We start from the raw sequence: 25,742 nt of genomic DNA on the forward strand, positions 1-25,742 counted from the left end.
AGATGCAGCATGGCTGATCGGGTGCTACGTGGTAGCCGCATGGGCGCAGTGAGCTACGAGACGGATCGTGACCACGACCTGGCCCCGCGCAGGATGGCAAAGTACCGCACCCCGAACGGTGAGGTCTATGAAATCCCGTTCGCCGACGACGCCGAGATCCCCGAAGAGTGGCCGTGCAAGAACGGCCAGGTGGGCACCTTGATCGAGGGCGAAGGCGTCGAGTCTAAGCCGGTCAAGCCCCCGCGCACCCACTGGGACATGCTCCGTGAGCGCCGCAGCCTCGAAGAATTGGATGAGCTGCTGGAAGAGCGCCTTGAGCAGCTGCGCAAGCGCCGTCGCACCGCAGCGCGCATTGCCAAAGAGCAGAAGGAAGCTCAGGAGAACGGGAACTAGGCGCTTCAGTGGCGCTCGCTTGGGCGTCGCTTCCTCACCTCCCTGAGACACACAGAAGGCCGGCAGGAACTCTCCCTGCCGGCCTTTTTCCGTTCGTTCTAGTGGCGGTTGTTCAGCGCGCGCTGGATCTCGTACTTGGCCAACTTGGCGCCTTCCTCAACCAGGTCGCCGGCGACACCGATCGCGTGGGTGACCTTTCCCGGGATCTTGTTCACACCGAGCTCATCAAGCTGGTAGCGGCCGAGTCGTGCTAATTCACCAGCCATCTCGGAAGCCTGAGTCGTGCGGCGCTTCCAACCCCACTTGGTCACCTCGGACAGGGACTCGCCCGCGAAGCTCGCGTCCAGCTTGGATTCGCCGAGTTCGCGGTCGACGAACGTGATCGGCACCTCGCGCACGTCGAAGCCTTCCTGCACGGCGCGGTCCGCCAAGTCCACCTGGAAGATGTATCCCTTGCGGGACAGACCGTCCAGATCAATCGCCTCAAGCACCTCGCGGCGGAACGCGCGGTACCCGGCGGTCATGTCCGCCACATCGTCGCCGAGAGCGACAGAGATGTACAGGTTGCCCAGCTTGGACAGCAGGTAACGGTTCTTCGGCCAGTTCACGGCTTCGCCGCCGTCGACGTAGCGGGAGCCGATGACGAGGTCCGCCCCTTCGTCGATAGCCGAAAGCAAGCGCGGCAGCTGCTCCGGTGCGTGCGAGCCGTCGGCATCCATCTGGCACAGGACGGCGTAATCGCGCTCGAGACCCCAGTTGAAGCCCGCGGTGTAGGCCCCCAGCAGCCCGGTCTTCTCCTCGCGGTGAATCACGTTGATGTGGTTGTCCTCGGCGGCCATCTCGTCGGCCTTGTCGCCGGTGCCGTCCGGAGAGTTGTCGTCGACGACCAGGATGTCCACGTCCGGGTTCGACTCGCGCACACGCCCGATGATGAGGGGAAGGTTCTCCACCTCGTTGTATGTCGGGATGATCACCAGAGTCGAGTCGGTCGGTTTCTCTGCCACAGTGTCTCCGTTTCCTTCAGCTGTGTCGGACATAGCTAATTCTCGTTGTCGGGCAGCCCGGTGCGGGGCGCCGTTTGATTCCTGTTTGAAGCATACCCCCGCCGCGCACCCACGCTCGCGGCAAGCATCACGGCCGCACCGCCCAGCGCCAGAAGCCACTGGATGATCTGCCCGTAGCGCACAGCGAAGGTCGTGGAATCACGCAGCGGAAGATCCTCCACGAGGTAGCCGGGTTCAAAGATCTCCGTGTGCTGGGACACCGAACCGTCCGGGTGAACGATGGCCGACACACCCGAAGTCGCGGCTACCACCACTGCCCTGTCGGTCTCCATCGCGCGGATCCGGCTCATGGCCAACTGCTGGTAGGTCATGTCGGTGAAGCCGAAGGTGGCGTTGTTCGTCGGCGTCGTCAGAATCTGGGCGCCTGCCTTGACTGCGTCGCGGTAAGCAGCATCGAAGGCGACCTCGTAGCACGTGGCTACACCGACGATGTGGTCCCCCATACGCACTGTTCCGTTTCCGTCGCCGGGCTTGAAGTCGCCGGCCATGTCCACGTAAGAGGAGAAAATACGGAAGAAGTCGCGCATGGGCATCCATTCGCCGAAGGGCTGCAGGAAGCGTTTGTGGTGCAGGTCGCCCGCCCCGGTCTCCGGGTCGAAAACGACGGCGGTGTTTCGATCCCCTACCTCGTCTTTAGTGAGCGTGCCCACAAGGACGGGAGCATCCACGGCATCCACTGCTTCAGTGATCAGGTCGCGCGCTTCCCTATCCCGGAACGGGTTCACGTCCGACGAGTTCTCGGGCCAGAAGACCAGATCGGGGTGCTCGCCGCTGGCTCCGAGCTCTTTGGTCACGTTGACGTGGTTTGCCAGAACAGCGCGCCGCTGCGCGTTGAAGTCCAGTCCCATCCGCGGCACGTTGCCCTGAATGGCGGCCACTTTCACTTCCCCCGTGGTGGGCCCTGGTGTGTTGACGGCCAGGCCCGCGAGTAGCGCCAGCCCAATCACGATCCCCGGGACTGTGCCCACCGGCACAGCTTGCCGGGCCTTGTCCGGCTGCCGGCCAATCAGGAGAAGAAGGAGCGCCCCAAACGACGCGGCGAGAAGCACCGCCGCAAAAGTGATCAGGGCGGGCCCACCCCACGGCGCGAAGTTGGCCAACGGGCCGTTGATCTGGCCCCACGCGAGCCGCACCCAGGAAAAGCCCCCGAAGGGGAACGAAGAGAGCAGGAACTCCACCGCGGAATAGACGAAAGCGAACGCGATGAACCCGAATTTCCATCGGGCCACCAGCACACCGAAGATTCCGGTCAGAATCGACCAGAGCGCGAGGGTGATTGAAAGAGCGATCCACGGCAACGCGCCGACGAACTCGCCCACCCACGGCAAGAGCAGAACGTACGCGCAGAAACCGTGGACAAAGCCGAGCAGAGCTCCCTGCTTACCGCTGGGGCGTCCCTTAGCCTTCTCCCCTACGGCCGGCCACGGAGCCAGGGCGAGATAGAACAGGGCGATCCCTGCGACACCGGCGGCAGCCACGCCATGCGGTTCGTACGAGAAGTAGACGAGAATCCCGCCTATACCAGCGAGAAGGATGCGCGCGATCATTGCGGAACGTGTGGCCCCGGCCTGTGCGCGGGCACGGGTACGGCTACGGGTGCCTTGCGCTAGCGCTGTGGTCATTTCTGCGGATCCCCGAAGTCTTCCGGGCGGGCGCTGCGGGACCAGTTCTCAATGTCCTCGTCGCTGGGCTCCGGCTCCGCGTCAATCACGGTGCTGCCATCGCCGAATGTGCCGTAAGAGGTGCTGCGCCGTTTCATGGGAGAGGCGTCGTAGACCTGAACGCCGAAGTCCTCCACGCGTTTGCGCAGCGAGTTGGCCATGGATTTCCGGACCAGTTCGCGTGTCGGGCGGAGCAGGAGCACGAGCCCTGTCAGCGAGGTGACATAGCCGGGAACGATAGCCAGCGCCCAGCCGGCGGCCACAAGAGCGGTGCCACCAGCGAACTGCCCGACCGTGCCGTTGCCGGAGGAGGCCCTCTCAAGTTCAGAGCGCAACGCGGGCGACGCGGCGAGGGCACCGATGAGCATGAGAGCGAAGATGCCCACGAGAGCCCAGCCGACGCCGACGAGCTGGCTCACGCCCCAGAAGGCGAGGGCTTCAATGAGGAAATACGCGAGTATCGGCATGGGGCACAGACTACCTGCCGGTGCGCATCTACCGGGGCATCCGTCGCCAGATGGGTCGTGGCACGCACCGCATCACCCATGCGAGGAGCTGCAGTGAGCGCGGGATCCACACAGTTCGGCTCCCCTTCCCCATTTCCGCGACGACTGCGTCAGCGACGATGTCCGGTGTGACTGACAACGGCGCGGGTTTCATTCCTTCGGTCATGGAGCCGATGACGAATCCCGGGCGGGCGGTGATCAGCGACAGGTTCGTTCCGTGCAGTCGGTCAGCCAGCCCTTGACAGAATGCGTCCAGGCCAGCCTTGGTGGAGCCGTACACGTAGTTCGCGCGTCGTGCGCGCCAACCGGCGATCGAGGAGAAAGCGAAGATGTGGCCGCTCGACATGACGTCTGCAAGCACCGTCAGCATGCTCACCTGAGCTGTGTAGTCGACCATGGCTATCTGGGCCGCATGCGTCTCGTCGTGCTCGGCGCGTTCCTGGTCGCCGAGGATGCCGAAAGCGACGATCGCCGTCGTGATCGGACCCGATTCCGCTGCGCGTTCCACGACGACACGGTGGGACGCGAGGTCTACGGCGTCGAATTCGATTGAGCGCACGCTCGCCGCGCCCGCCTCGAGCATCCGCTTTTCGACGCCTCCCAGCTCCCCCGGCCTCCGTCCCGCCAGCACCACATCGCGGCCGGCGCACAGGCGCACTGCCATTTCCCCGCCGATGTCGCTGGTGCCCCCGAGGAGGAGAAGGGTGCCGCGGTCAGTTTCATTGGGTGTCATGCCGGAAAATTATATGCGCGCGGTGTTCAGGCGGCGTGCGCCGTCGTCCTCGAGCACCACGATGTCCTCGATGCGCATGCCCCACTTTCCGGGTATGTAGATGCCGGGCTCGATGGAGAACGCCATGCCCGTCTGCAGCACCGTTTCGCTGCGCGCGATGATGAACGGCTCTTCGTGCAGTCCGAGTCCGATCCCGTGGCCGAGCCGGTGTGTGAAGTATGTGCCGTATCCGGCTTCGTTGATGCGCCCGCGCGCGACGGCATCGAGGTCCCCCGCCGTCATTCCGGGCCGTGCCGCTGCGACAGCATCGGCTTGGGCGCGCCGAAGAGTCTCGTAGGCACGGGTGAAGCCCCTATCCGCTGCTTCCGCACCGCCGACGACGTAGGTGCGCGTGCAATCGGAGTGGTACCCGGCACCGACGGTGCCGCCGATGTCCACCACCACGGGATCACCCACCTCGAGGACCCGGTCGGAGAAATCGTGGTGGGGGTCAGCGCCGTTCGGCCCCGACCCGACGATGATGAAGTCGGTTCGGGAGTGCTCGCGGAGAATCAATGTGTCGAGTTCCGCAGCGATGTCGCGTTCTGTCCGGCCCGGCTGCAGTAGTTCGGGAACGGCGGCGTGGACACGATCGATCGCGGCACCCGCGAACGACAGCTGCTCGATCTCTTCTTGATCCTTCACCATGAAAGCTGCGGCAAGAACCTCTGTCGCCAGAACGATGTCGCCGCAGACATCCTGCAACCGGAGCACATGATCGGCAGTGAGCGCGCTGCCCACGGCAATGGGGCCGGTGCCGCATGCTCCCTCCACGAGCGCATAGGGGTTCTCACCGTCGCGCCACGTGACCAGTTGGATGCCCGCGGCTTCATTGAGACTGGCCAGCGCAGTCGCATCCGTCGCCGGAGCAATCAATTTCGCATCCCCCACCGGCGGGACCACGAGTGCGGTGAGGCGTTCGTGGGAAGAGGTCCACGAGCCAGTCAGGTACGCCAGTTCTGGCCCGGTGCCGATGACAGCTCCACCCAGCCCGCGTTCCCGAACCTCGTGTTGCACACGTGCGCGGCGGCGAGCGTAGACCCCGGGGGCGAGAATCTCGGGAACGGAAGCAGAGGAATCAGCATGATCGGTCATGTCCTCATGCTAGATCCTCGCCACCTACGATCGGAGCTATGTTTCCCGACGCGCTGGTCCGCCTGTCCGCCCGCCGCGCGTACTGCAGCGGCACCCTTGTAGCGTCGGACACGGTGCTCACCTGCGCCCATTTCTTCCGGCATTACCCGGACGGTGTGACGGTGCGCAGCCACCGCGGGAAGATCCGCACGATCACGAGCGTCGATCTGATCGACGGCTCCGACATCGCGGTCGTGCGGATCCGGCCGTTCCAGCAGCTCCAGGAGGAGGAGCTGCCTACGGTCGGGGACGTTCCTCGTCCGGGGCAACCCACTGTCACTTTCGGCTACGGCGGAAGGGCGAAGCGACTTCAAGCCCGCGACGGAGTGTGGATCACGCGAATGCCGCTGGCGATCTCGCGGACGGGCTCGCTCGTCCGCCCCGCGGGTGTGGTGTTCAACCGGATACCGGCGATCAAGGGCGACTCGGGAGGACCCGTGCTCGCCGGGGGCAGGGTCGCCGGTGTTCAGTCGCTGATCGTGGACCCGCTGGGCCGCAACTCGCACTTCGCTGTGGTCAATCTCGTGCCGGCCGGCCTCCGAGAGCAGCTGTGCCGCTAGTTGCCGATTGCAACCACGCCGCGGCGGATCGCATCCACGGCGCGTCGGGCGTTGTGCTTGATCTCGTCGGAATATCCGGTCTGGACGATCTGCTCGAGCAGGTCGATGACCTGGCGGCACCAGCGCACGAAATCGCCCGGGGTGAGCTCCGCACCGGACTCGGCGGCCGCGGCGAGCGCGTAGCCGAGCGGGGCGCCCGCGGCCCACTGGTGCAGCGACAGCGCGAACCCCGGGTCCGGGATATTCGTCGGTGGAAGGCGGTGGCGCTGCTCGTCGCTAGCTAATTCGCCGTAGATGCGCTGCGTGGCGTTCATCGCATCCGCCATCCGGTCGGTCGTGGCTTCGGGGTATCCGCCGGTCGCTTTCCGGTTCTCAAAGACGCACATGGACGCGACCCCGGCGAGCTCCGCGGGATCAAGCTCGTCCCAGATTCCCCGCTTGAGGCACTGGGCGACAAGCAGGTCGGAGACGTTGTGGATTCGCGCGAGACGTTCGCCTTCCTCGGTGACGGTGGGTTCGCCGTCGATAAGCTCGACGTAGTCCATTTCCGTGAGCAGCCCGATAATGCGCTCGAACATGCGACCCAGGGTGTCGGTCTGTGTGTCCACACTGGCCTGCGCCTTTTGCAGCGCGCGCTCCTCCCGCACGAGGTCCTCGCCGAGGCGGGCGAGCCGCTCGCGCTCGGCCGGGGGCCAGGAGTGGACGGGGTGGGCACGGATGGCGTCGCGAAGCTGGAGCACGCGCTTCGACGTTCTCGTGCGCGCCTTCTCCTTCAAATTCTTCGGCGCGCGGAAATGCCCGCGGCTGAGTTCCTGCACCACCTTGCGCGTGTGCCTGCGGGGTTTGTGCGCGACATCGCGCGGGACCTTGATCTGCCCGACCACAACGGGGACGTTGGCGAAGGAAGCTGCGTCAATGCGCCCCGACCAGCCGCGTTCGGTGGTGATCCAGGGGCGCGGATCGTCCTTCCGCCCCGCGGGCGCGACCACGGCGGCGAGCTCTGGACGGCGCTTCGACGGCAGCGCAATCACCTCACCGACCTGGAGGCGGCCCAGCACCTTCTGTATCTCCTTGTGGCGCTCGTCGATGGAGTTCTTCTTCGCCTTCTTCTCTTCCTCGACAAGATCCCGGCGCAGACGCGTGTACTCGACGAGCTGCGCCGCAATATCCCCGTCGGCGTCGTCGAAGCCGAGCTCCTCCACAGCGGCATCCAGCTCGGCGCGCAGCTTATCGACGCTCCCCCGCTGCCTCTCAATCTTCCGCACCTCCCCGACAACGCTGCGGTCGGTCTGGAACTGGGCGAAAGACTTCTCGATGAGCCGGATCGAGTCCTCGAACCCGTTCATCTGCAGCATGTTGATCGCCATGTTGTACCCGGGAGTGAACAGGGAGATGAGCGGGTATGTGCGCGTGGACGCGAGGCCGGCCACCTGGCGCGGGTCCATCGCCGGTGCCCACTGCACGACAGCGTTACCAATCGAGTCAATCCCGCGGCGGCCCGCGCGTCCCGTCAGCTGCGTGTACTGCCCTGGGGTGAGGTCCACATGGGCGTCGCCGTTGAACTTGACCATCTTCTCCAGCACGACCGTGCGCGCCGGCATGTTAATGCCCAACGCGAGGGTCTCGGTGGCGAAGACGACGCGGACGAGCCCCTCGACGAAGAGCTGTTCGACGATGTGCTTGAACGCCGGCAGCATGCCCGCGTGGTGCGCCGCGAAACCGCGCGACCAGGCAGTCCGAAGCTGCCGGTAGTTGAGCACGTCCAAGTCCTCGTCGGGAATGCCTTCCACGCCCTCGTCGGCGATCTGTTTGATGCGCTCGGCTTCCTTGGGGCTGGTCAGCTCTTTGCGGGAGCGCAGGCATTGGAACAGTGCGCCGTCGCAGCCCGCGCGGGAGAAAATGAAGACGATCGCCGGAAGCATGTCGCGGCCCCGCAACGCCTCCACGACCTCGGGGCGGCCTACCGGGCGGACCCGGTCCTGCGGGCGGCGTTCTCCGCTTCGGCGTCCACCGCTGGACCGGGAGCGGAAACCGCGGCCTTCCTCGAAGTCGCGGCGGCCTTCATCCGCACCCGATTCGAGTCTTTCGATGGTGCGCTCGAGGTCGCGGTTCACTTGGTCGGTGCCGGGCTCGAACAGCGGCATGATTTTGCGCTGCACCATCATGAACTGGTTGAGAGGTACCGGGCGCTTCTCGGAGACGATGACGTCGGTGTCCCCACGGACCTCATCGAGCCATTCACCGAACTCCTCAGAATTGGACACCGTCGCCGACAGCCCGATGATCCGCGCGGATTCATCGAGGTTGAGGATGATCTCCTCCCACACCGCGCCGCGGTCGCGGTCCGCCAGATAGTGGATCTCGTCCATGACCACGTGCGACAAACGGTCTAGCGCCGGCGACTCCGCGTAGATCATGTTGCGCAAGACCTCGGTGGTCATCACGACGATTTCAGCGTTGCCATTGATACTCGTGTCACCAGTGAGCAGACCGACAGCATCTTCGCCGTGCTCGGCGACGAGGTCGTGGTACTTCTGGTTGCTCAACGCCTTGATAGGCGTGGTGTAGAAGCATTTCGTGCCGCGCGACAACGCTAGCGAGACAGCGAACTCACCCACCACCGTTTTGCCGGAGCCTGTGGGCGCGCAGACAAGCACTCCGCGGTCTGCCTCGACGGCCTCGCAGGCCTCGATCTGGAAATCATCGAGAGGAAAAGGCTTGCTCACGCGGAACTCATCGAGGTGCATGCCCACCACCCTAACGCAGGGTTACAGCACGTCGTCGAAGAAGTTCGGTGCCGAAGCGCGAGCGCGAATAGAACGGTCCTCCGCGGTTCGTTGAGTACCGCCCCCATTGGAAATCAACGTGGGGGCTGCTACTGCTCCAGCACCGCTGATCGGGGATGCCCCCGCTACTCCGGTGGCGGCACCGATCGGGGCAGGGGCGGCTATGGGGCCGGACGCTTCGTCGTCGTCAAGCGAAGCCCACTCGTTGTTGCGCTTCGCGTTCCGTTTGTCGTGGATGCGGCAGAACTGGAACGCCATCTCCACGAGCAGACAGAGTGACAAAGCCAGGACGATCATGGAGAACGGGTCCTGGCCCGGTGTGATGAACGCGGCGAAGATGAACAGGACGACGATGATGATGCGCCGCTTGTCCTTGACCTGCTCGTAGCGCAGCAAGCCTGCCAGGTTGAGCATGATGATCACGAGCGGGACCTCGAAGCTCACGCCGAAGATAACGATCAGGGCGAGGACGAAGTTGTAGTACTGCTGGCCCGACAATGCCGCGATCTGATACTCCTGGCCGATCGACATCAGGACATAAAGCCCCTGGTCAACGATGAAGTATGCAATGAGCGCGCCTGCCACGAAAAGGGTGACGGCAAACGTGACAAAGCTAAGTGTCCATCGCCGTTCATTCTTGTGCAGACCGGGTGTGATGAAGGCCCAAATCTGCTGCAGCCACACTGGCGAAGAGACGACAAGGCCTGCGAGGAATCCCACCTTCAGGCGCAACATGAACATCTCAAAGGGCGTCGTGGCGATGAGGCGGCACGCACCGTCTGACGTCAAGTCCGCCCGCAGCTCCTCGGGAAGAGAGCAATACGGCCGGCGGATGATCTCCCCTAAGGGCATGACTGGGCCTGGTGCCCACTGGTACCACACGAAGCCGAAGATAGTCCCGACCACAATGGCCAGCAGCGAGATGATCACGCGGCGGCGCAACTCCTGGAGGTGCTCGGTGAGGGACATGATGCCCTCGGGGTCACGCCTGCTGCGCACTCGCTTCCCCGGCGCCCGCTTCGGGCGCTTTGTAGAAACTGGTTGTCCCACGGGCGCGGTTAAGCGTTAGGGTTCGTGCCCGGCTGGTTCGGCTGCTGCTGCTGGTTCTGCGGCTGGTTCCAGAACCCCTGCTCGACGCTCTGCTGTGCCTGAGTGTTTGCCGGGCCGGAAGTAATTTCGCGCTGCGGTGACGCGGTTTGTGTCGGGTTCTGCTCAGTAACGTTGGCGGCGGTCTGGTCCTGCGGCTTGCCGTCGTTCTGCATCTCGTTGACCTCGGATTTGAAGATGCGGGCGGAACGACCCACCGACCGTGCCAAGTCGGGAAGCTTGGATGCGCCGAAAAGCAGCAGGATGACGAAAACGATGAGGAGGATTTCCATTGGGCCAAGATTCGGCATCGGAGGTCCTTTCAGAAGAATATGAGCACGATTGAGCGTGACCGCGTTATCTAAGCATAACGCCCGAGCGCTGCCGCGCCGCGAGAGGCGATCTCGTCGGCGATGCGTGGGGGTGATACTACTCGCACTCGGTCTCCCTGGCTAAGGCAGAAGCGGATGAGCCAGTCGTCGTTACCGTACGGCATGGTGGCGGGGACCCATTCCGCGTCGGCACCGTCGTCGGGGGTAGCGGACAGTTCAATGTGCCAGTAGTCGGCCAGCCACGTCGCTTCGGTGCGGATTCGTAGTTCGGCGATGTTTGCCTGCCGGAAGCCGAACGGATCGTCCGCGTCGTAGCGGACTGTGGGCGCGGGGGTCGACGGCGTGTCCAGAAGTTCGGCGCCGCGGATTCGATCCAGCCGGAATGTCTTTGCGGAACCGTCCTCGAAGGCGGAGAGGTACGTGTTCCCGTCCCGGTGAAATAGACCCATTGGAGAGACTGTTCGTACCCGTACTGTGTCCGAAGTGGCCGAGTAGTAGGTCAGCTCCAGCATCCGCCGCTGCGCGAGTGCCTGCGACACCACAGCTTCAGGGCCGGTGGTCTGCGGGTGCTCCGCATCAGGCACACCGGCCGAACGCACCACATCACGCAGTTTCTGCGCTGCAGAAGTCACTGCCTGCTGGTCGATGAGGCCCGGCATCGTCTCCAGGGATTCGAGGGTGAGCAGAAGCGCATTCGCCTCCGTCGGAGTCAGTCGCAGCGGAGTGTTCAGCCCTTGGTCGTCGATCACGGTGACCCCGGTCCACTCGGCAGCCAGATCGATGAGTTCGCCGGGGCCGGTGCCCACACCCGACATCTGCAGTCGGCGCAGGTCCTCCATCACCTCGGCGGGCGTGTGGCCTAAGTCGCGGGCGATCTCCATCGGTGTCGCCTGCGGGTGTTGGTGCAGGTACGGGATCAGGTTCAGCGCACGCACGAGTGCGGCGAGCTTCTGCGGGCTGTCCTTACGCTCAGTCATCACTTCCCTTCCGTTCGTGAGCGGAATCCACTGCGGCGCTGAGCAGCGCCACCACGTCGGCGCGCACGTCTTCCGGTTCTTCCACCACGACGTGGGGCGCGAAGCTGGCGGCGGTGCGCACGAGCCAATCGCGCTCGACGGCAGTAAGGCGCACCCGGCCGTCGTCAAGCCTGGTGCCCGCGGCGACGACCTCGTGTGCTGTATCCGGGTCGACAGTGACCACGGCGTCCACAACCGGGCCGCGCAGAGAGTCCTCGACAACCTGTTGGAGTGGTCGGTCAGGTAGATGGAAATCGTTCGCCTGCACCTTGCGGATGTCGCTCACCCGGACGGCGCGGAAGCTGCGTTCAGCCCCGCGATCGACATCGAATCCGACCACGTAGGCACGGTTATTCAGAGCGACGATGCCCCACGGGTCCATCGTGCGTGTCTGCGGCTGCGCCGTGGGCGAGGACCGGTAGGTGAAACGCATGCGGGTGTTCGAGCGGACGCAGGCTGTGACCCCGGTTACGGTGTCCGCGTCGAGGCGCGAGATGTCGTTGTCCAGCGCGGCGATTGGCGGTGCGTCAAAGGTGCGGGTGGCGCCCCCGGCGGCGATCTTTGTCCAGCCCGAGCGCGCGAACGCGCCGAGGCTTCCGGCCGTGCCCAGATCCCCGGCAAGGCCGAGCACGAACGCCTCGTCGTCAGTGAACGAGATCGGCGGCAGCTCGTAGACGTCCTTGTCCACCCAGATCAGACCGTTTTCGACCCGGGCGGGGACGCCGGCGCGGCGCAAGGAGCGCACATCGCGGTTGAGCATCCGGTTGAGGGCCACGTCGGTTCGGTCCTTATACCCCTCGACGTGGCCGCGCACCCACTCGTAATCGCGTGGCTTGGAGGAACCGAGCAGAGCGAAGGTGAGGTTAGTCAACCTCTCCACAACGCCAGTCTGCTCAGCCACGGATCCCTCCCTGCGCGTCGTTCAAGTGCTCGCGGTGCGTTTCCATATAGCTAAGCAGATCTTCCACCCGCGCGTCGGACGTGGCGAAGGGATCTTGCAGGTCCACCGTCTGCGGTTCCGGCCGGTCGACTTTCAGGTGCACCCAGTCCACGGTGTAGCGGGCACCAAGCTCTCGTGCGCGCGCCAGAAAGGCGGCACGCAACCTCGCGCGCGTCGTCTGGGGGGCTGTGGCCGCGGCTTCCGCAATCGCCTCGTCGGTGGTCCACCGCTGCACGAGTCCCTTGCGCTGGAGGAGGTAGAACAGGCCGCGGTCGCGGTCGATGTCGTGGTACGCGAGGTCGATTTGCGCGAGCTTCGGGTGCGCCCAGTCGCCGCCGAGCCGCGAGCGGTAGCGTTCCAAGAGATCGCGCTTGATCACCCAGTCAATCTCAGTCGCCACATCAGCGAAGTCCTGCTTTTCGACGCACCTCAGCACCCGGCCCCATAACTCCACCACCCGGGAAAGCTCCTCATTCGGTGTGCCTCCGTCCGGGCGCTGAGCAAGCCATGCCTCCGCTGCTTCGAGCACCGCCTGCTGGACCTCCAAGGCGGTGACGGTCGACCCGTCTTTGAGCTTTAGTGGTGTCTGGCCCGTTGGATCCAGCGCGATCTCCTTGATGTGGGCGATCGGGTCCGCGATGTCGAAGGCCGGCATGTCCCACTCGGCCTCGAGCATCTCGATGACCAGCTGTGTCGAGCCGACTTTGAGCGCGAACGTCGGCTCCGCCATGTTCGAGTCGCCGACGATGACGTGCATGCGCCGGAACCTGCTGGAATCACCGTGGGGCTCGTCGCGGGTGTTGATGATCGGGCGTGTCCTCGTTGTTGCCGACGACACTCCTTCCCACACCTGGTCCGCGCGCTGCGAGAGGACGAAACGCCCGTCTCTGCTGATCATTCCCGCGCCGCACAGCAGCTGGCGCGTGATCAAGAACGGCAGAAGGCGTTTGCCGAAGTGCTTCAGCGACAACTCCCTGCTGATCAGGTAGTTCTCGTGCGTGCCGTAGGAGTTCCCGGCGGAATCGACGTTGTTCTTGAACAAGTAGACGTCCCCGCCGATGCCTTCCGCCGCGAGGGCCTCTTTCGCCTGCACAGCGAGGTCGTTGAAGAGTAGCTCACCGGCTTTGTCGTGGTTGAGCAGCTGCGTGAGCGAATCGCACTCAGCTGTCGCGTATTCGGGGTGCGCGCCGACATCCAGGTAGAGCCGCGCGGCGTTCTCCGTGAAGATATTCGTGCTCTTGTACTGCGCCACCACGGGGCGGAACAGATAGCGGGCAATCTCGTCGGGCCGCAGAACTGCCGAGCCGTCCCGGGTCGCGGTGAGGCCGAATTCCGTCTCCACGCCCATGATGCGGCGCGGGTACACGGCAGGGACGTGAGCGGTTGCACCCGCCACTACTGGCCGCCTTTTTGCACGTAGGAGCGCACGAACTCTTCCGCGTTGGTATCCAGGAGCGCGTCGATCTCGTCGAGCAGGTCGTCGGTGCCGCCTACGTTCACGTTCACCTGGCCTGCGTCCTGAGCATCGCCCGAGTCCGCATCGTCGCCGCCACCGGAGATGTTGATCTGTTCTTGAGCCATGACTTCTACCCTACTTTCCGTTCACGAGCGCGGCGACGAGGTCGTCCACCCCGACGGCGCGGTCAAGCAGCTCGCCGACATCGGTCTTAGTGAACTCGTCCACTGCGTTGAGAGGAATCGTGCGCGCACCTTCGGCAGTGTCGAACTGGATTGACTGCCAGCTCGACGCAATGACGTGCTTGCCGAATTCCGCCGCCACTCGGCCGCGGAAGTACGCGCGCGAATTCTCTGGTGGGTGCGCCGCCGCGTGGGCGATCTCCTCCTCGCCTGCCAGCGTGCGCATCCTTCCCGCACGCACCAACGCGTGGTACAGCGACTTCGCTGGATCAATATCCGCGTACTGCAGGTCCACCGCCTTCAGCTTCGCGTCGCTCCACGGCAACCCGCGGTCGACATACCCCTTGACCAGCGCATACTTCGCCGTCCAATCCAGGCGGTCCGCAGTAGACAGCGGGTCCCGTTCAAGGTCGTCGAGCACCTCGCCCCATAGTTCGAGCACACGCTTATCGACGTCCCCCTGATCCCCTTCCACCCCGCTCACCCTGCGCAGGTACTCGCGTTGGAGGGAGATGGGGGTGTGCACGGTGCCATCGATAAGCGAAAGCTCGTGCGTGAGCGTGAGGTCGCGCGAAACGTTCTTCAATTCGGCGACGGGATCCTTCAAGCGCAGATCGGTGAAGTCCACGCCCGCTTCAATCGCGTCGAGGACCAACTTCGTGCTGCCGAGTTTGAGGAACGTAGCGTACTGCGACATGTTCGCGTCGCCCACGATGACGTGCAGGCGGCCGAACTGTGTCGCATCCGCGTGCGGCTCGTCGCGCGTGTTGATGATGCCGCGGTTGAGCGTGGTCTCCAGCGAGACTTCCTGGAAGAAATAGTCCGCGCGCTGGGAGATCTGGAAACCGTCGGTCTCCCCCTCCTCCCCGATGCCGACGCGCCCGGCGCCCGCGAAGACCTGCCGTGTGACAAAGAACGGGATCAGCCCCGCCGCGATCTGTTCGAATGGAGTCTGCCGCGAGTACTGGTAGTTCTCGTGTGCGCCGTAGGAAGCGCCCTTACCGTCGACGTTGTTCTTGTAGATCTTCAGCGGCGGGCACGGCTCGTGCCCCTGCAAGACACTCACGCCCCCGATGTAGAGCTGTGCGACGCGCTCGGCTGCCTGGCGCAGGACGAGGGCGCCCGCCGCGTCGTACACCATCGCGCTGTACGCGTCCGGCACCTCCGGCGACGAGTATTCCGGGTGAGCATGGTCGACGTAGAACCGCGCCCCGTTCGACGTGACCACGTTGGCCACACCGATCGCGTTCGGCGCGACGACCGGGACCGTCTGGTAGCGCTTGAGGTCGAAGCCGCGGCTGNGCGACGCGCTCGGCTGCCTGGCGCAGGACGAGGTCGCCCGCCGCGTCGTACACCATCGCGCTGTACGCGTCCGGCACCTCCGGCGACGAGTATTCCGGGTGAGCATGGTCGACGTAGAACCGCGCCCCGTTCGACGTGACCACGTTGGCCACACCGATCGCGTTCGGCGCGACGACCGGGACCGTCTGGTAGCGCTTGAGGTCGAAGCCGCGGCTGTCCTTCAGCGGGTGCTCGTCCTGGTAATCCCACCTCGCCCGGGCCGCGGTGTTCATCGCGGCGTACGCCACCACCGCGTGCGTCGAGCTCACGATCGGGCTCAACGACATGTCCTCAGGTGTGGTGATGCCGTACTCGGTCTCCGTGCCCATGAAACGCGTCATGGGCTCAAGCTTATCGGCCTACCGCGGGTCCGCGGCCTCGGGTCAGATGCTTACCAGCCGCGCTCCGCGAGGCGGTGCGGCGCCGGTAGATCCGCCACGTTGATGCCCACCATCGCTTCGCCGAGACCCCGGGAGGCCTCCGTCACAGCGGCGATGTCGTCGTAGTTCTTCGTCGCCTTAACCACGGCTGCCGCGCGGGCCTCCGGGTTGCCCGACTTGAAAATGCCGGAGCCGACGAACACGCCGTCCGCGCCCAGCTGCATCATCAGCGCCGCGTCCGCCGGAGTGGCAACTCCGCCCGCAACGAACAGCGGGACGGGAAGACGGCCGTGCTCGGCAGCGGACACGACAAGCTCGTACGGTGCCTGCAGCTCCTTCGCCGCAACATATAGCTCGTCTCGGTTGCCGTTCCACAGCGCCTGCAGGCCCGCGATCTCGCTTGTGATGGTGCGCAGGTGCTTCGTCGCCTCGGAGACGTCGCCGGTGCCGGCCTCGCCCTTCGAGCGGATCATGGCTGCGCCCTCGTTGATCCGGCGGAGTGCCTCGCCGAGGTTCGTCGCGCCGCACACGAACGGCACGTCGAAGGAGCGCTTATCGATGTGGTTGACGTAATCCGCCGGACTGAGCACCTCCGACTCGTCGACGTAGTGCACGCCGAGGTGCTGCAGCACCTGTGCCTCCACCGTGTGGCCGATGCGGGCCTTCGCCATCACCGGGATGTCCACCGCGTCCAAGATCCCCTCGATCAGGTCCGGGTCGGACATGCGCGCCACGCCGCCTTGCGCGCGGATGTCCGCAGGCACACGCTCGAGAGCCATCACCGCGACGGCACCGGCATCCGCTGCGATTCTCGCCTGCTCGGGCGTGACCACATCCATGATCACTCCGCCTTTGAAGGTGTCGGTCAATTCTGCCTTGCTCAACTGTGTCGAAAACGTCATGCGGTCCAGCTTCGCCCGCCTACTGGTAGATTCCAAGGGCCAGCAGTCCACTATTTTCTTAGACCAGTTGCCATGCTTTTCGACGTCTCCCGCTCCCTCCCCATCCCCCTCCCCGCCCAAGTCGCCGCTGCCGTGCGCTCAGCGATCTCGACCGGCGCACTGCGGCCCGGTGACGAGGTACCTTCCACCCGCGTTCTGGCAGCCCAGGCGGGCGTGTCCCGCGGCACTGTGGTGACCGCGTACGACCAGTTGATCAGCGAGGGATACCTCACCGCCATACAGGGCGCCCCGACGCGGGTGAATCCGTCTCTTCCGGCTGTCGTGGAAAAGGAATCGGCACCGGCCGCATCCGCTAGCTGCGTCGTCCGACCGGAGCCGCGCCGGCGGCCTGTGATCTCGTTGAAACCGTCGTCCGGTCACGCTGGCGCCATCCGTCCCGCTGCGTGGCGGCAGGCGTGGCGCGAGGCGGCTGCTGACCCCGCGGTCGTCGTTGAACCGACAGGCCAGGAAGCACTCCGGCACGCGATTGCGGAGCACCTGCGCACAGGGCGCGGGATGACAGTGAATGATCAGGATGTCGTAGTCACTGGCGGGACCCGCGAAGGACTGCTGCTAGCGCTCATGACTCTGAGTCACGGTGGGGTGCTGCGCGTCGGCGTCGAGGATCCCGGCCACCCCGGATTGCGCAATATCATTCCGCTGGCGGGCCACACGGTCGTACCCTGCGCAGTTGACGACCACGGTGTCGACGTCGGCGAACTGCCCGCCGACCTCGATGCTCTCATCGTCACTCCTTCTTTCCAGTTCCCCCTCGGAGCCTCGATGCCCGCCGCGCGCCGCACCGCTCTGCTCGAATGGGCGGCGGCGAAGGACACGGTCATCGTCGAAGACGACTTCAACGCGGAGCTGCGCTACCGCACCGCACCGCTGCCACCTCTCGCCGCACTTCAGACGGAAGCACGCGTGCTCACGCTCGGCACATTTTCAACTCTGCTGAGCAGGTCTGTTGCCGCCGGGTACGTGACAACCAGCTGCGCGCTGGCCGACGAACTGCGCCGCACACGCGCCGCGCTCGGCATGCCTGTTTCGGCTGTCACCCAGCTCGCCATCGCACACCTGCTGCGCAACGGCCACGTCCGCCGGAACACGAAGGCGGTGCACAACCGTCTTTCCCGGCGGCGCGCGGTGATCGAAGCGGACGTCATCCCCCAGCTCACGGGGCGCGGTGCTGTGGTCACCGAAATGGCGGAGGCGAACGGCGTCGATCTCGCAGTCACCTTCTCCGAGGCTGCCGCCCGCGACGGGTTTGCCCGCCAGCTCGCGGAGCATGGCATCGAAGGCGGGCGTCTCGACGCACTGTGGTCCGGGCGCGACGACGGTCTCATCCTCAGTTTCGCGCACCTCTCGGACCACGATTTCCAGCGGGTCTGCGTGGTCCTCGGAGAAATCACGCGGCCCTAGAGCAGCTACAGCACCTCCGCGGCAACGACGCGTTTGCCGTTGCGTCCCGTGATCCGCGCCCACTCGTCCGGGTTAGACACGTTCGGCATGTCTTCGCTCTCATCCTGCTCGGCCCGCACAGCCAGGCGCAGGTGCTCGGCGGTCACGCCGCGGCCGGTGCCGTCGATCTCGTCCTTGATGGCGAGCTTCTTCGCGCGGTCGACGATATTCGCGATCATCGCGCCCGACACGAAATCCGCATAGTGCAAGGTCTCCTCGGAGCCGTCCACCAGCGTCAGTTTCACGAACGGGCGGGGGGCGAAGAGCTTGTCGACGGCTGCGTCGATAAGCACCCCCGTGCTTTCCCCGTGGGGGACGCTGTCGGTCAGGTATCGCGCGAAGATCTCCCGTGCTTCCGTGCGGTCCGGGCGGTCGATGCGGATCTTGATGTCCAGGCGGCCCGGACGCAGGATCGCCGGATCGATGAGCTCCTCGCGGTTGGTGGCGCCGATGACGATGACGTTGGCGATGTCCTCCACACCGTCGATCTCCGTGAGCAGCTGCGGCACGACCGTCGTCTCCATGTCCGACGACACTCCCGAGCCGCGTGTGCGGAAGATCGACTCCATCTCGTCGAAGAAAATGATCACAGGGCGACCCTCGCCGGCCAGTTCACGTGCGCGCTCGAAAATCAGGCGGATGCGGCGCTCTGTCTCGCCCACATACTTGTTCAGCAGCTCCGGGCCCTTGACGTTGAGGAAGTGCGCCTTGCCGCCGTCGCCGATGCGCGCGGACAGCGAATTCGCGACAGCTTTAGCGATCAGCGTCTTGCCGCAGCCCGGCGGCCCGTACAGCAGCACGCCCTTCGGTGGCTTCAGGTCGTACGTCTTGTACAGCTCCGGGTGTGTGAACGGCAGCTCCACGGAATCCCGGATCGTCTCGATCTGGGTGCGCAGCCCACCGATGTCGTCGTACGTCACGTCGGGGACCTCTTCGAGTGAGAGCTGGTTGACCTCCGTCTTCGGGATCCGCTCAAACGCGTAACCCGCCTTCGAGTCGATGAGCAGCGTGTCGCCCGCGCGCGCCTTCTCCTGCAGCGGCTGAGTCAGGTGCACGACCTGCTCCGCGCCCTGCATGTCCGCGACGATCGCGCGGTCGTGCCCGATGCGCTCTGAAAGCGTGGCCAACTGGCCCGTCTTGGAATATCCGCACGCCTCCACGACGACCGATCCTTCACCGAGCCGGACCACTCCACCCGGAGTGAGCGTTCCCGGCTCCACCGCGGGCGAGACATGCAGCCGCATCCGGCGCCCCGACGTGAAGACCTCCGCCTCTTTGCCGCGGCGCGCCGGGCCGAGGTAGATCCCGTACGTGGACGCCGGCTCGCCGAGAGCTTCGACCTGGGCGCTCAAGTCCTGGAGCTTATCGCGGGAGGACTTCAGCAGCTCAGCCAGCTGCTTGTTGCGCGCGGACAAGGCCCGGTTCTGGACTTTCAGCTCGGCGATGTCTTCGCGATCGCCGCGATTCGTGCTCGCAAGGCTGTTGGCATCCCTCGTTCCGGGATTCTGTGGGCGGGTCATACCGTCAAAGCCTAACGGCGGGCGCGGCGTTGGGGACGTGGTGGGGTGACGCCGTCGGCAAGCCGGCGCGTCCAGACGAGGAATGCGGTGTGCGCGTTCATGCGGTGCTCCGGGCGAGTGGCCAACCCCTCGACCTTCCACTCGCGCAGCAACGTTTCCCACGAGCGCGGCTCAGTGAAGCACTTCGCCTCGCGGATCGTCTCCACAATGTTCATCAGCTGCGGGACGGTGGCCACGTACGTCATGAACACACCGCCCGGAATCAAGATGTCCTTGACGGTATCGATGAAATTCCACGGCTCCACCATGTCCAGGATGACGCGGTCGACCGGGCCGCCCAGCTCGTCGATGGTGATCTCGCCGAAATCGCCCAGCTTCGGTGTCCACCACTCCGGCTCCCCGCCGAAGTAGTCGGCGACATTGTCGCGTGCGTAGGCCAAGTGGTCGTCGCGGATCTCGTAGGAGAACACGTGGCCTTCCGGTCCGACGGCACGCAGCAGCGACATCGTCAGCGCGCCCGATCCGGCGCCGGCCTCGAGAACGCGGGCGCCCATGAAGATGTCGCCCTCGACGAGAATCTGGCCGGCGTCCTTCGGGTAGATCACGGCGGCGCCGCGCGGCATGGACAGCACGTGGTCGACGAGCAGGTGGCGGAAGCAGAGGAAGTCGGCGCCCAGGGTGGACTTGGCCACGGTCCCCTCGTCGACGCCAATGATGTCGTCGTGGCTGACGATCCCCTTGTGCGAGTGGAACTGGCCGCCCGGGGTGAGCTCAATGGTGAAGTGGCGGCGCTTCGCGTCGGTCAGCTGGACTTTATCGCCAGGTTGGAATGGTCCGGAATACATCGGTCTCCTTGGTCGGTGATGGGCCGTGATGGGAGGTGTGGACGGGGACAGCCGCGGGGTGGAACCGCGGTTTAGGAACCTGCAAAGTATGCCGTAAGAGCCTCGGTGAACCACACCTGGTCCTGAATACCCACGAGCTCGCGCGCCGAGTGCATGGACAGCAACGGCACGCCCACGTCGACGGTAGGAATGCCCAGCCTCGTCGCGGAGATCGGGCCGATCGTCGATCCGCACGGCACGGCGTTGTGCCCGACGAACGTCTGCACAGGGACATTCGCGGCTCGGCACGCACGGATCCAGGCAGCTTCCGTCGCGGCATCCGAGGCGTAGCGCTGGTTCGCGTTGATCTTCAGCACCGGGCCGCGGTTCATCAGCGGGCGGTGCGTCGGGTCGTGCTTGCCGGGGTAGTTCGGGTGCACCGCGTGCGCCGCGTCAGCTGAGACAAGAAGGGAATTCGCGTAGACCTCGAGCGGGTCGCCGAGCGCGGCGGCGATCTTGGACAGCACGCGTTCGAGCAGCGGGCCGCCCGCGCCCGTCGTCGAGGCGGAACCGACCTCCTCGTGGTTGAACGCGGCGAGCACCAGCACGTCGCGGGGCCAGTCGGCTCCGCCAGCACCTGTGGCGGCCGCCGCGAGCATCGCCTTCAGCGACGCGTGGACGCTGCTCAGGTTGTCCATGCGCCCGGCGGCAAGAGTGTCGCCGAGCACCTCCGGGAGCTGAGAATCGGTCGAAATGAGCTCGTGGGACACGATGTCACCTGACTGCACGGGGGCGCCGTCGGGCCCGGTCACTCCGTCGGCGCGGAGCTGCTCGGCGACGATCTCCAGCAGCGGCCGGTCCACGCCCATGACCGGCTGCATGTGCACCTGGCGGTCGATCTCAGGGACATCGCCCCGGTACAGGTGGATGGCCAAGTTGGGTACGCGGGCGATGGGAGGGGTGGAAAGGGTGTGGGTGGTGCCGTCGATAAGCGCGACGCGTCCTGCGAAGCGCAACTCGCGGTCGAACCAAGAGCTCAAGATCGGTCCGCCGTACACCTCGACTGCGAGCTGACGGAAGCCTTCGCGGACGACGTCGGGGTCGGGCTTGAGCATGAGCCCCGGCGAATCCGTGTGGGAGCCGATGATGCGCATGGCGGCGTTCGGGCGTTCTGGGATCCACCACGCGATCACCGCGCCGCCCTGAAGGAGCACATGCCCGCCCGGTTCGGTGCCCGTGTCCTCGCGGAAACCCGCGGCCACGAGCTCGTCGCGCACGTTTTCCGCCGCGTGGAACGCGCTCGGGCTCGCCGCCAGGAAGTCTGCGAAATCGCTGATCTGCATGAGCCCTACTCTATGATGTAGCGCGATATGACTCCACGATCGCTCGCCCTGTCCCCCTCCCGCGCCAACGACTACCAGCAGTGCCCGCTGAAGTACCGCCTGCGCGCGATCGACCGGATCCCGGAACCGAAAACAGAGGCGCAAGTCAAGGGCACGCTCGTCCACGCCGTCCTCGAGGCCATGCACGCATGGCCGCGCGAGCGACGCACGTTCCCCGCCGCCGTCAAGCAGCTCAAACCAGCGTGGGCATCGCTCGTCAGCGAAGACCCATCCGTCGCCGACCCCATCGACGACGAGTACCAACTGCTTGTCGACGCCCGCGATCTCCTCCGCGGCTATTTCCACATGGAAAACCCCTTAGGCTTCGACTCCCACGAGCAGGAAATGTACGTCGACGCCGTCCTGCCCAACGGCGTGCCCGTCCGCGGATTCATCGACCGCGTGGACATCGCCCCAACCGGTGAAGTCCGCGTCGTCGACTACAAGACCGGTAAGAAACCCCTGCCCCGGTACTCCGCCGAAGCCCAGTTCCAGATGCGGTTCTATGCGCTGGTGTACTGGCGGTTGTTCGGCACCATCCCCCACCAGCTACGCCTGATGTACCTGAAGGTGATGGACTCCATGTTCCTCACTCCGTCGCGCGAGGAACTCGAATACTTTGAGCGCGACCTCGGCGACCTGTGGGCCAAGATCGAAGCCGACGGCCGCTCTGGCAACTTCCGCCCGAAAACCTCGAAGCTGTGCAACTGGTGCTCGTTCCAGAGCCTCTGCCCCGCCTTCGACGGGACTCCGCCGCCGTACCCCGGGTGGCCGGGCTCAACCGCTGACGCTGCCGGCGAAGCCGACACCACCGGCGAGGCCGACGCCACCGGTGCTGCTGATGCGCTACGTGACCCCAAAGTTTCCGGCACGGCAGCTCAGCCGAACAGCTCGAACGCTGACGTACCGGGCATCGGCGAGGCACCCTCTGGCGAGCACCCCACCGACTAGCTCGGCCGGGCGGTTTAGAACAGACCGCTGATCGTTCCGTCCGCGTCGACGTCGATGTTGTTCGCGGCGGGCACCTTGGGCAGACCCGGCATGGTCATGACGTCGCCGGTGAGCACGACGACGAAACCAGCGCCCGTGCGCGGGAGCAGGCGTTGCACGTGCAGGGTGTGTCCTTCCGGCGCGCCGAGGGCTGTCGGGTCGTCGGAGAAGGAGTACTGCGTCTTGGAGATGCACACCGGAAGCGTGTCCCACCCGTTGTCCTTCAGCAGCTGCAGGTCGCGTCGGGCGGCGGCGGAGTACTGGACGTCCTCGGCGCGGTAGATTTCCCGGGCGATTGTCTCGATGGACACCTCGGTGCCAGCTGCGGGATCGTAGAGCTGCTTGGAGGTGCCGTTGCCGAGTGTGCCCACGAGGGTCTCAGCGAGACCGGTGGCGCCATCGCCGCCCTTGGCCCACACCTCAGCTTCTTCAAGGGCAACGCCGAAATCAGTGGCCCAGTCGCGCATGAAGTCGCGTTCCGCGTCGGTGTCGGACGTGAAGAGGTTGAGGGCGACCACCGGCTCGACGCCGAATTTCCGCACGTTCTCCACGTGGCGCTCGAGGTTGACCACGCCTGCACGCAGAGCGTCGACGTTCTCGTCGGTCAGGTCCTGTTTAGCAACGCCGCCGTTGTACTTCAGCGAGCGGATGGTGGCGACGATCACGGCACCTGCAACATCGAGGCCACCGTAGCGGGCTTTGATGTCGAAGAATTTCTCGGCGCCAAGATCCGATCCGAATCCGGCCTCAGTGAGAACAATGTCCGCGCACATCCGCGCAGTTTGCGTTGCGACGAGCGTGTTGCACCCGTGCGCGATGTTCGCGAAGGGGCCGCCGTGAATGAAGGCCGGGGTGCCGCCGAGAGTCTGCACGAGGTTCGGGTTGATCGCGTCCTTGAGAAGCGCGGCCATCGCGCCCTCGGCATGGAGATCGCCTGCGGTCACAGGTTCTTTGTCGTAGGTCAGACCGACCGTGATCCGTGCGAGGCGCTCCTTCAGGTCGGCGAGGTCGGTGGCCAGACCCAGAATCGCCATGATCTCGCTGGCGGCGGTGATGGTGAAGCCGGTTTCAGCGGGTGTTCCGCTTGCCGGGCCGCCCAGGCCGGTGACCACGTTGCGCAGGGAGCGGTCGTTGACGTCGAGGCAGCGCTGCCAGGTAACGCGGCGGGCGTCGATACGCAATTCGTTGCCTTGCTGGATGTGGTTGTCGATCATCGCGGCGAGCGTGTTGTTCGCGCTCGTGATTGCGTGGAAGTCTCCGGTGAAGTGGAGGTTGATGTTCTCCATGGGCACGACCTGCGCGTACCCGCCGCCGGCGGCGCCGCCCTTGATGCCCATGACGGGGCCGAGGGACGGCTCGCGAAGAGCGACGGCTGCCTTGTGGCCGAGCTGCGCGAGCGCGTCAGTGAGACCGATCAGGACGGTCGACTTGCCTTCGCCCGCCGGTGTCGGCGACACGCCGGTGACGAGCACGAGCTTCGCGTCCGGCTCCCCCTCGAGTGCTGTCACGTCGACTTTGGCCATGGAGCGGCCGTACGGGATGAGTGCGTCGTCCGGGACATCGGCTTTCGCCGCGATATCCGCGATGGGCTCGAGAGTGTGCGCTTGGGCGATTTCTACGTCAGTCTTCGGGTGCGTCATACACCCCAGCCTAGGCGAGGCGTGCGCCCCGATGGCTTAGATCAGCACTGCCCCGATGCCGTAGCCGAGGAGCACCGACACCACGATGCAGAACACGCCCGGAACAATGAACGGGTGGTCGAAAACGTACTTGCCGATGCGCGTGGAGCCGGTGTCGTCCATCTCCACCGCGGCGAGCAGCGTCGGGTACGTCGGCAGCACGAACAGGGCGGACACCGCCGGGAACGCGGCGACCGCAGTCAGCGGGCTCACGCCGATCGCCAGAGCTGCGGGCATGAGCGCCTTCGCGGTCGCGGCCTGCGAGTACAGCAGCGATGCCGCGAAGAACAGCACGACGGCGAGCAGCCACGGCTGCGAGTGCAGAATATTGCCGGAGATGTTCTGGATGTCCTCGATGTAGTGGTTGATGAATGTCGTTCCCAGCCACGCGACACCGAGCACGCACACGCACGCGGACATTCCGGAACGGAACACCTGGGTGCCCAGGATCTCGGCCGATGGAATCTTGGTCACGATGACGATGATCGCGGCAGCGGCGAGCATGATCGCCATGATGGCTTCGTTGCGCGGGATAGTCGGATCGGTGATCAGGCCGACTTGGTCGGAAATCAGCGTCGCGTACAGCATGACCACGACGATCGCGAGCAAGAAGACGCTTACCGACGTTTTCGCTGCCCTCGTCGGCACATACCCGCTTTCCGACGCCGCCGGCTTCACCAAACCGTCCGCCACCCTCTTCTGGTAGATCGGGTCGTCGGCGAGGTCCTTGCCCATGCGGTTGGCGATCCAAGCCGTCGGGAAAATGGCCAGGAACGTCGCCGGGATCATCACCCCAAGCAGTTGGAGGTAGCCGACACCGAGCGGCTCCAGGATGCCGGCCATGAACACGACCGCCGCGGAAATCGGCGAAGCGACGATGGCCATCTGCGACGCGATCACCGCCACCGACAGCGGGCGCGACGGCCGCACTTTGCCTTCCTTGGCCACCTCGACGATGACCGGGAGCGTGGAGAACGCCGTGTGGCCGGTGCCGGCGAGCACTGTCATCAGCCACGTCACGATCGGCGCGTACAGCGTGATCCGTTTCGGGTCCCGCCGCAGGAATTTCTCCGCCAGGTAGACGAGGTAATCCATGCCGCCTGCGAGCTGCATCGCGGAAATCGCGGCGATGACGCACATGATGATGCCGATGACGCCGAAAGGAATGTCCTCTGCTGTCACCGTCATTCCGGTCACGCCGAGCAACAACACCCCCAAGCCGCCGGCGAATCCAATGGCGATCGAACCGTAGCGTGCGCCGAGCACGATCGCGCCGAAGAGTATGACTAGCTGTAATGCAAGCAGCATGGTGGGAGCCTTTCAAACACGTCCCGGC

General features: G+C 65.2%; 22 protein-coding genes and 2 pseudogenes. 4 read left to right on the forward strand and 20 right to left on the reverse strand.

Annotation, left to right across the window (positions count from 1 at the left end; all coding sequences use genetic code 11):
- The first annotated feature begins 9 nt into the window (after positions 1–9).
- Positions 10–393, forward strand: coding sequence for an RNA polymerase-binding protein RbpA (locus CZ338_RS09105; protein ID WP_087117906.1), 384 nt, complete (start codon positions 10–12; stop codon positions 391–393).
- Positions 394–491: 98 nt separating this feature from the next.
- On the opposite strand, the gene CZ338_RS09110 is transcribed toward CZ338_RS09105, so the two are convergent.
- From CZ338_RS09110 to CZ338_RS09130, 5 genes are all read right to left on the reverse strand, one after another.
- The gene (locus tag CZ338_RS09110; RefSeq protein WP_235839521.1) at positions 492–1,397 is read right to left on the reverse strand and encodes a polyprenol monophosphomannose synthase; all 906 of its coding nucleotides are present in this window, start codon (positions 1,395–1,397) and stop codon (positions 492–494) included.
- 35 nt (positions 1,398–1,432) lie between these two features.
- A complete protein-coding gene (gene lnt, locus CZ338_RS09115) occupies positions 1,433–3,004 on the reverse strand; it encodes an apolipoprotein N-acyltransferase (RefSeq protein ID WP_087118229.1) in 1,572 nt (523 codons plus the stop codon).
- Between the two features lie 71 nt (positions 3,005–3,075).
- Positions 3,076–3,585: an FxsA family protein gene (locus CZ338_RS09120; protein WP_087117908.1), complete on the reverse strand. Its 510-nt coding sequence runs from the start codon at positions 3,583–3,585 to the stop codon at positions 3,076–3,078.
- 28 nt (positions 3,586–3,613) lie between these two features.
- A complete protein-coding gene (locus CZ338_RS09125; protein ID WP_087117909.1) occupies positions 3,614–4,357 on the reverse strand; it encodes an SDR family oxidoreductase in 744 nt (247 codons plus the stop codon).
- Positions 4,358–4,366: 9 nt separating this feature from the next.
- Positions 4,367–5,491: a M24 family metallopeptidase gene (locus CZ338_RS09130; RefSeq protein WP_087117910.1), complete on the reverse strand. Its 1,125-nt coding sequence runs from the start codon at positions 5,489–5,491 to the stop codon at positions 4,367–4,369.
- Positions 5,492–5,529: 38 nt separating this feature from the next.
- Between CZ338_RS09130 and CZ338_RS09135 the strand changes: the two genes are divergently transcribed.
- Positions 5,530–6,090 carry a S1 family peptidase gene (locus tag CZ338_RS09135; protein ID WP_087117911.1) on the forward strand — a complete coding sequence of 187 codons (561 nt, stop codon included), beginning with the start codon at positions 5,530–5,532 and terminating at the stop codon, positions 6,088–6,090.
- Here the strand turns inward: CZ338_RS09135 and CZ338_RS09140 are convergent.
- The 10 genes and pseudogenes from CZ338_RS09140 to pdxS all read right to left on the reverse strand — a co-directional run bounded on the left by CZ338_RS09140 (position 6,087) and on the right by pdxS (position 16,511).
- Positions 6,087–8,837 carry a DEAD/DEAH box helicase gene (locus CZ338_RS09140; protein WP_087117912.1) on the reverse strand — a complete coding sequence of 917 codons (2,751 nt, stop codon included), beginning with the start codon at positions 8,835–8,837 and terminating at the stop codon, positions 6,087–6,089. The genes CZ338_RS09135 and CZ338_RS09140 overlap by 4 nt on opposite strands.
- A gap of 21 nt (positions 8,838–8,858) precedes the next feature.
- Positions 8,859–9,845 carry a twin-arginine translocase subunit TatC gene (gene tatC, locus CZ338_RS09145; RefSeq protein ID WP_087117913.1) on the reverse strand — a complete coding sequence of 329 codons (987 nt, stop codon included), beginning with the start codon at positions 9,843–9,845 and terminating at the stop codon, positions 8,859–8,861.
- 89 nt (positions 9,846–9,934) lie between these two features.
- Positions 9,935–10,273, reverse strand: a complete 339-nt coding sequence (gene tatA / locus CZ338_RS09150; RefSeq protein WP_087117914.1) for a Sec-independent protein translocase subunit TatA — start codon at positions 10,271–10,273, stop codon at positions 9,935–9,937.
- Positions 10,274–10,323: 50 nt separating this feature from the next.
- Positions 10,324–11,271, reverse strand: a complete 948-nt coding sequence (locus CZ338_RS09155; RefSeq protein ID WP_087117915.1) for a helix-turn-helix transcriptional regulator — start codon at positions 11,269–11,271, stop codon at positions 10,324–10,326.
- Positions 11,264–12,211 carry a helix-turn-helix transcriptional regulator gene (locus CZ338_RS09160; protein WP_087117916.1) on the reverse strand — a complete coding sequence of 316 codons (948 nt, stop codon included), beginning with the start codon at positions 12,209–12,211 and terminating at the stop codon, positions 11,264–11,266. Before CZ338_RS09160 ends, CZ338_RS09155 begins: the two co-directional genes overlap by 8 nt.
- Entirely contained in the window at positions 12,204–13,598 is a 1,395-nt protein-coding gene (pafA, locus tag CZ338_RS09165; protein WP_087118230.1) for a Pup--protein ligase, read from the reverse strand. Before pafA ends, CZ338_RS09160 begins: the two co-directional genes overlap by 8 nt.
- A 47-nt stretch (positions 13,599–13,645) precedes the next feature.
- Positions 13,646–13,831 (reverse strand): ubiquitin-like protein Pup, encoded by a 186-nt coding sequence (locus CZ338_RS09170; protein ID WP_087117917.1) that lies wholly within the window; start codon positions 13,829–13,831, stop codon positions 13,646–13,648.
- Positions 13,832–13,841: 10 nt separating this feature from the next.
- The gene (gene dop, locus CZ338_RS09175; RefSeq protein ID WP_087117918.1) at positions 13,842–15,296 is read right to left on the reverse strand and encodes a depupylase/deamidase Dop; all 1,455 of its coding nucleotides are present in this window, start codon (positions 15,294–15,296) and stop codon (positions 13,842–13,844) included.
- Positions 15,238–15,570 (reverse strand): annotated as a pseudogene (locus CZ338_RS09180) (proteasome accessory factor PafA2 family protein); the annotation flags it as partial. The gene dop and the pseudogene CZ338_RS09180, both read right to left, overlap by 59 nt.
- Positions 15,571–15,620: 50 nt before the next feature.
- Positions 15,621–16,511: a pyridoxal 5'-phosphate synthase lyase subunit PdxS gene (gene pdxS, locus CZ338_RS09185; RefSeq protein WP_087117919.1), complete on the reverse strand. Its 891-nt coding sequence runs from the start codon at positions 16,509–16,511 to the stop codon at positions 15,621–15,623.
- 72 nt (positions 16,512–16,583) lie between these two features.
- Here pdxS and pdxR point away from each other — a divergent pair, with 72 nt between their 5' ends.
- Entirely contained in the window at positions 16,584–17,972 is a 1,389-nt protein-coding gene (pdxR, locus tag CZ338_RS09190) for a MocR-like pyridoxine biosynthesis transcription factor PdxR (protein WP_087117920.1), read from the forward strand.
- A 5-nt stretch (positions 17,973–17,977) separates the two neighbouring features.
- Here pdxR and arc read toward each other — a convergent pair whose 3' ends face one another.
- The 3 genes from arc to CZ338_RS09205 form a co-directional block, all read right to left on the reverse strand.
- On the reverse strand, positions 17,978–19,531 hold the full coding sequence (gene arc, locus CZ338_RS09195) for a proteasome ATPase (RefSeq protein ID WP_087117921.1): 1,554 nt from the start codon (positions 19,529–19,531) through the stop codon (positions 17,978–17,980).
- 11 nt (positions 19,532–19,542) lie between these two features.
- Positions 19,543–20,376, reverse strand: a complete 834-nt coding sequence (locus CZ338_RS09200; RefSeq protein ID WP_087117922.1) for a tRNA (adenine-N1)-methyltransferase — start codon at positions 20,374–20,376, stop codon at positions 19,543–19,545.
- 71 nt (positions 20,377–20,447) lie between these two features.
- On the reverse strand, positions 20,448–21,698 hold the full coding sequence (locus tag CZ338_RS09205) for a M18 family aminopeptidase (RefSeq protein ID WP_087117923.1): 1,251 nt from the start codon (positions 21,696–21,698) through the stop codon (positions 20,448–20,450).
- Between the two features lie 27 nt (positions 21,699–21,725).
- Between CZ338_RS09205 and CZ338_RS09210 the strand changes: the two are divergent.
- A pseudogene (locus CZ338_RS09210) lies at positions 21,726–22,526 on the forward strand (RecB family exonuclease); the annotation flags it as partial.
- Between the two features lie 176 nt (positions 22,527–22,702).
- Here CZ338_RS09210 and CZ338_RS09215 read toward each other — a convergent pair.
- Entirely contained in the window at positions 22,703–24,367 is a 1,665-nt protein-coding gene (locus CZ338_RS09215; RefSeq protein WP_087117925.1) for a formate--tetrahydrofolate ligase, read from the reverse strand.
- Between the two features lie 36 nt (positions 24,368–24,403).
- A complete protein-coding gene (locus CZ338_RS09220) occupies positions 24,404–25,714 on the reverse strand; it encodes an anaerobic C4-dicarboxylate transporter (RefSeq protein ID WP_328588359.1) in 1,311 nt (436 codons plus the stop codon).
- Positions 25,715–25,742: the final 28 nt, after the last annotated feature.

This window comes from Corynebacterium urinipleomorphum (genome assembly GCF_900155535.1).
Taxonomy (GTDB): domain Bacteria; phylum Actinomycetota; class Actinomycetes; order Mycobacteriales; family Mycobacteriaceae; genus Corynebacterium; species Corynebacterium urinipleomorphum.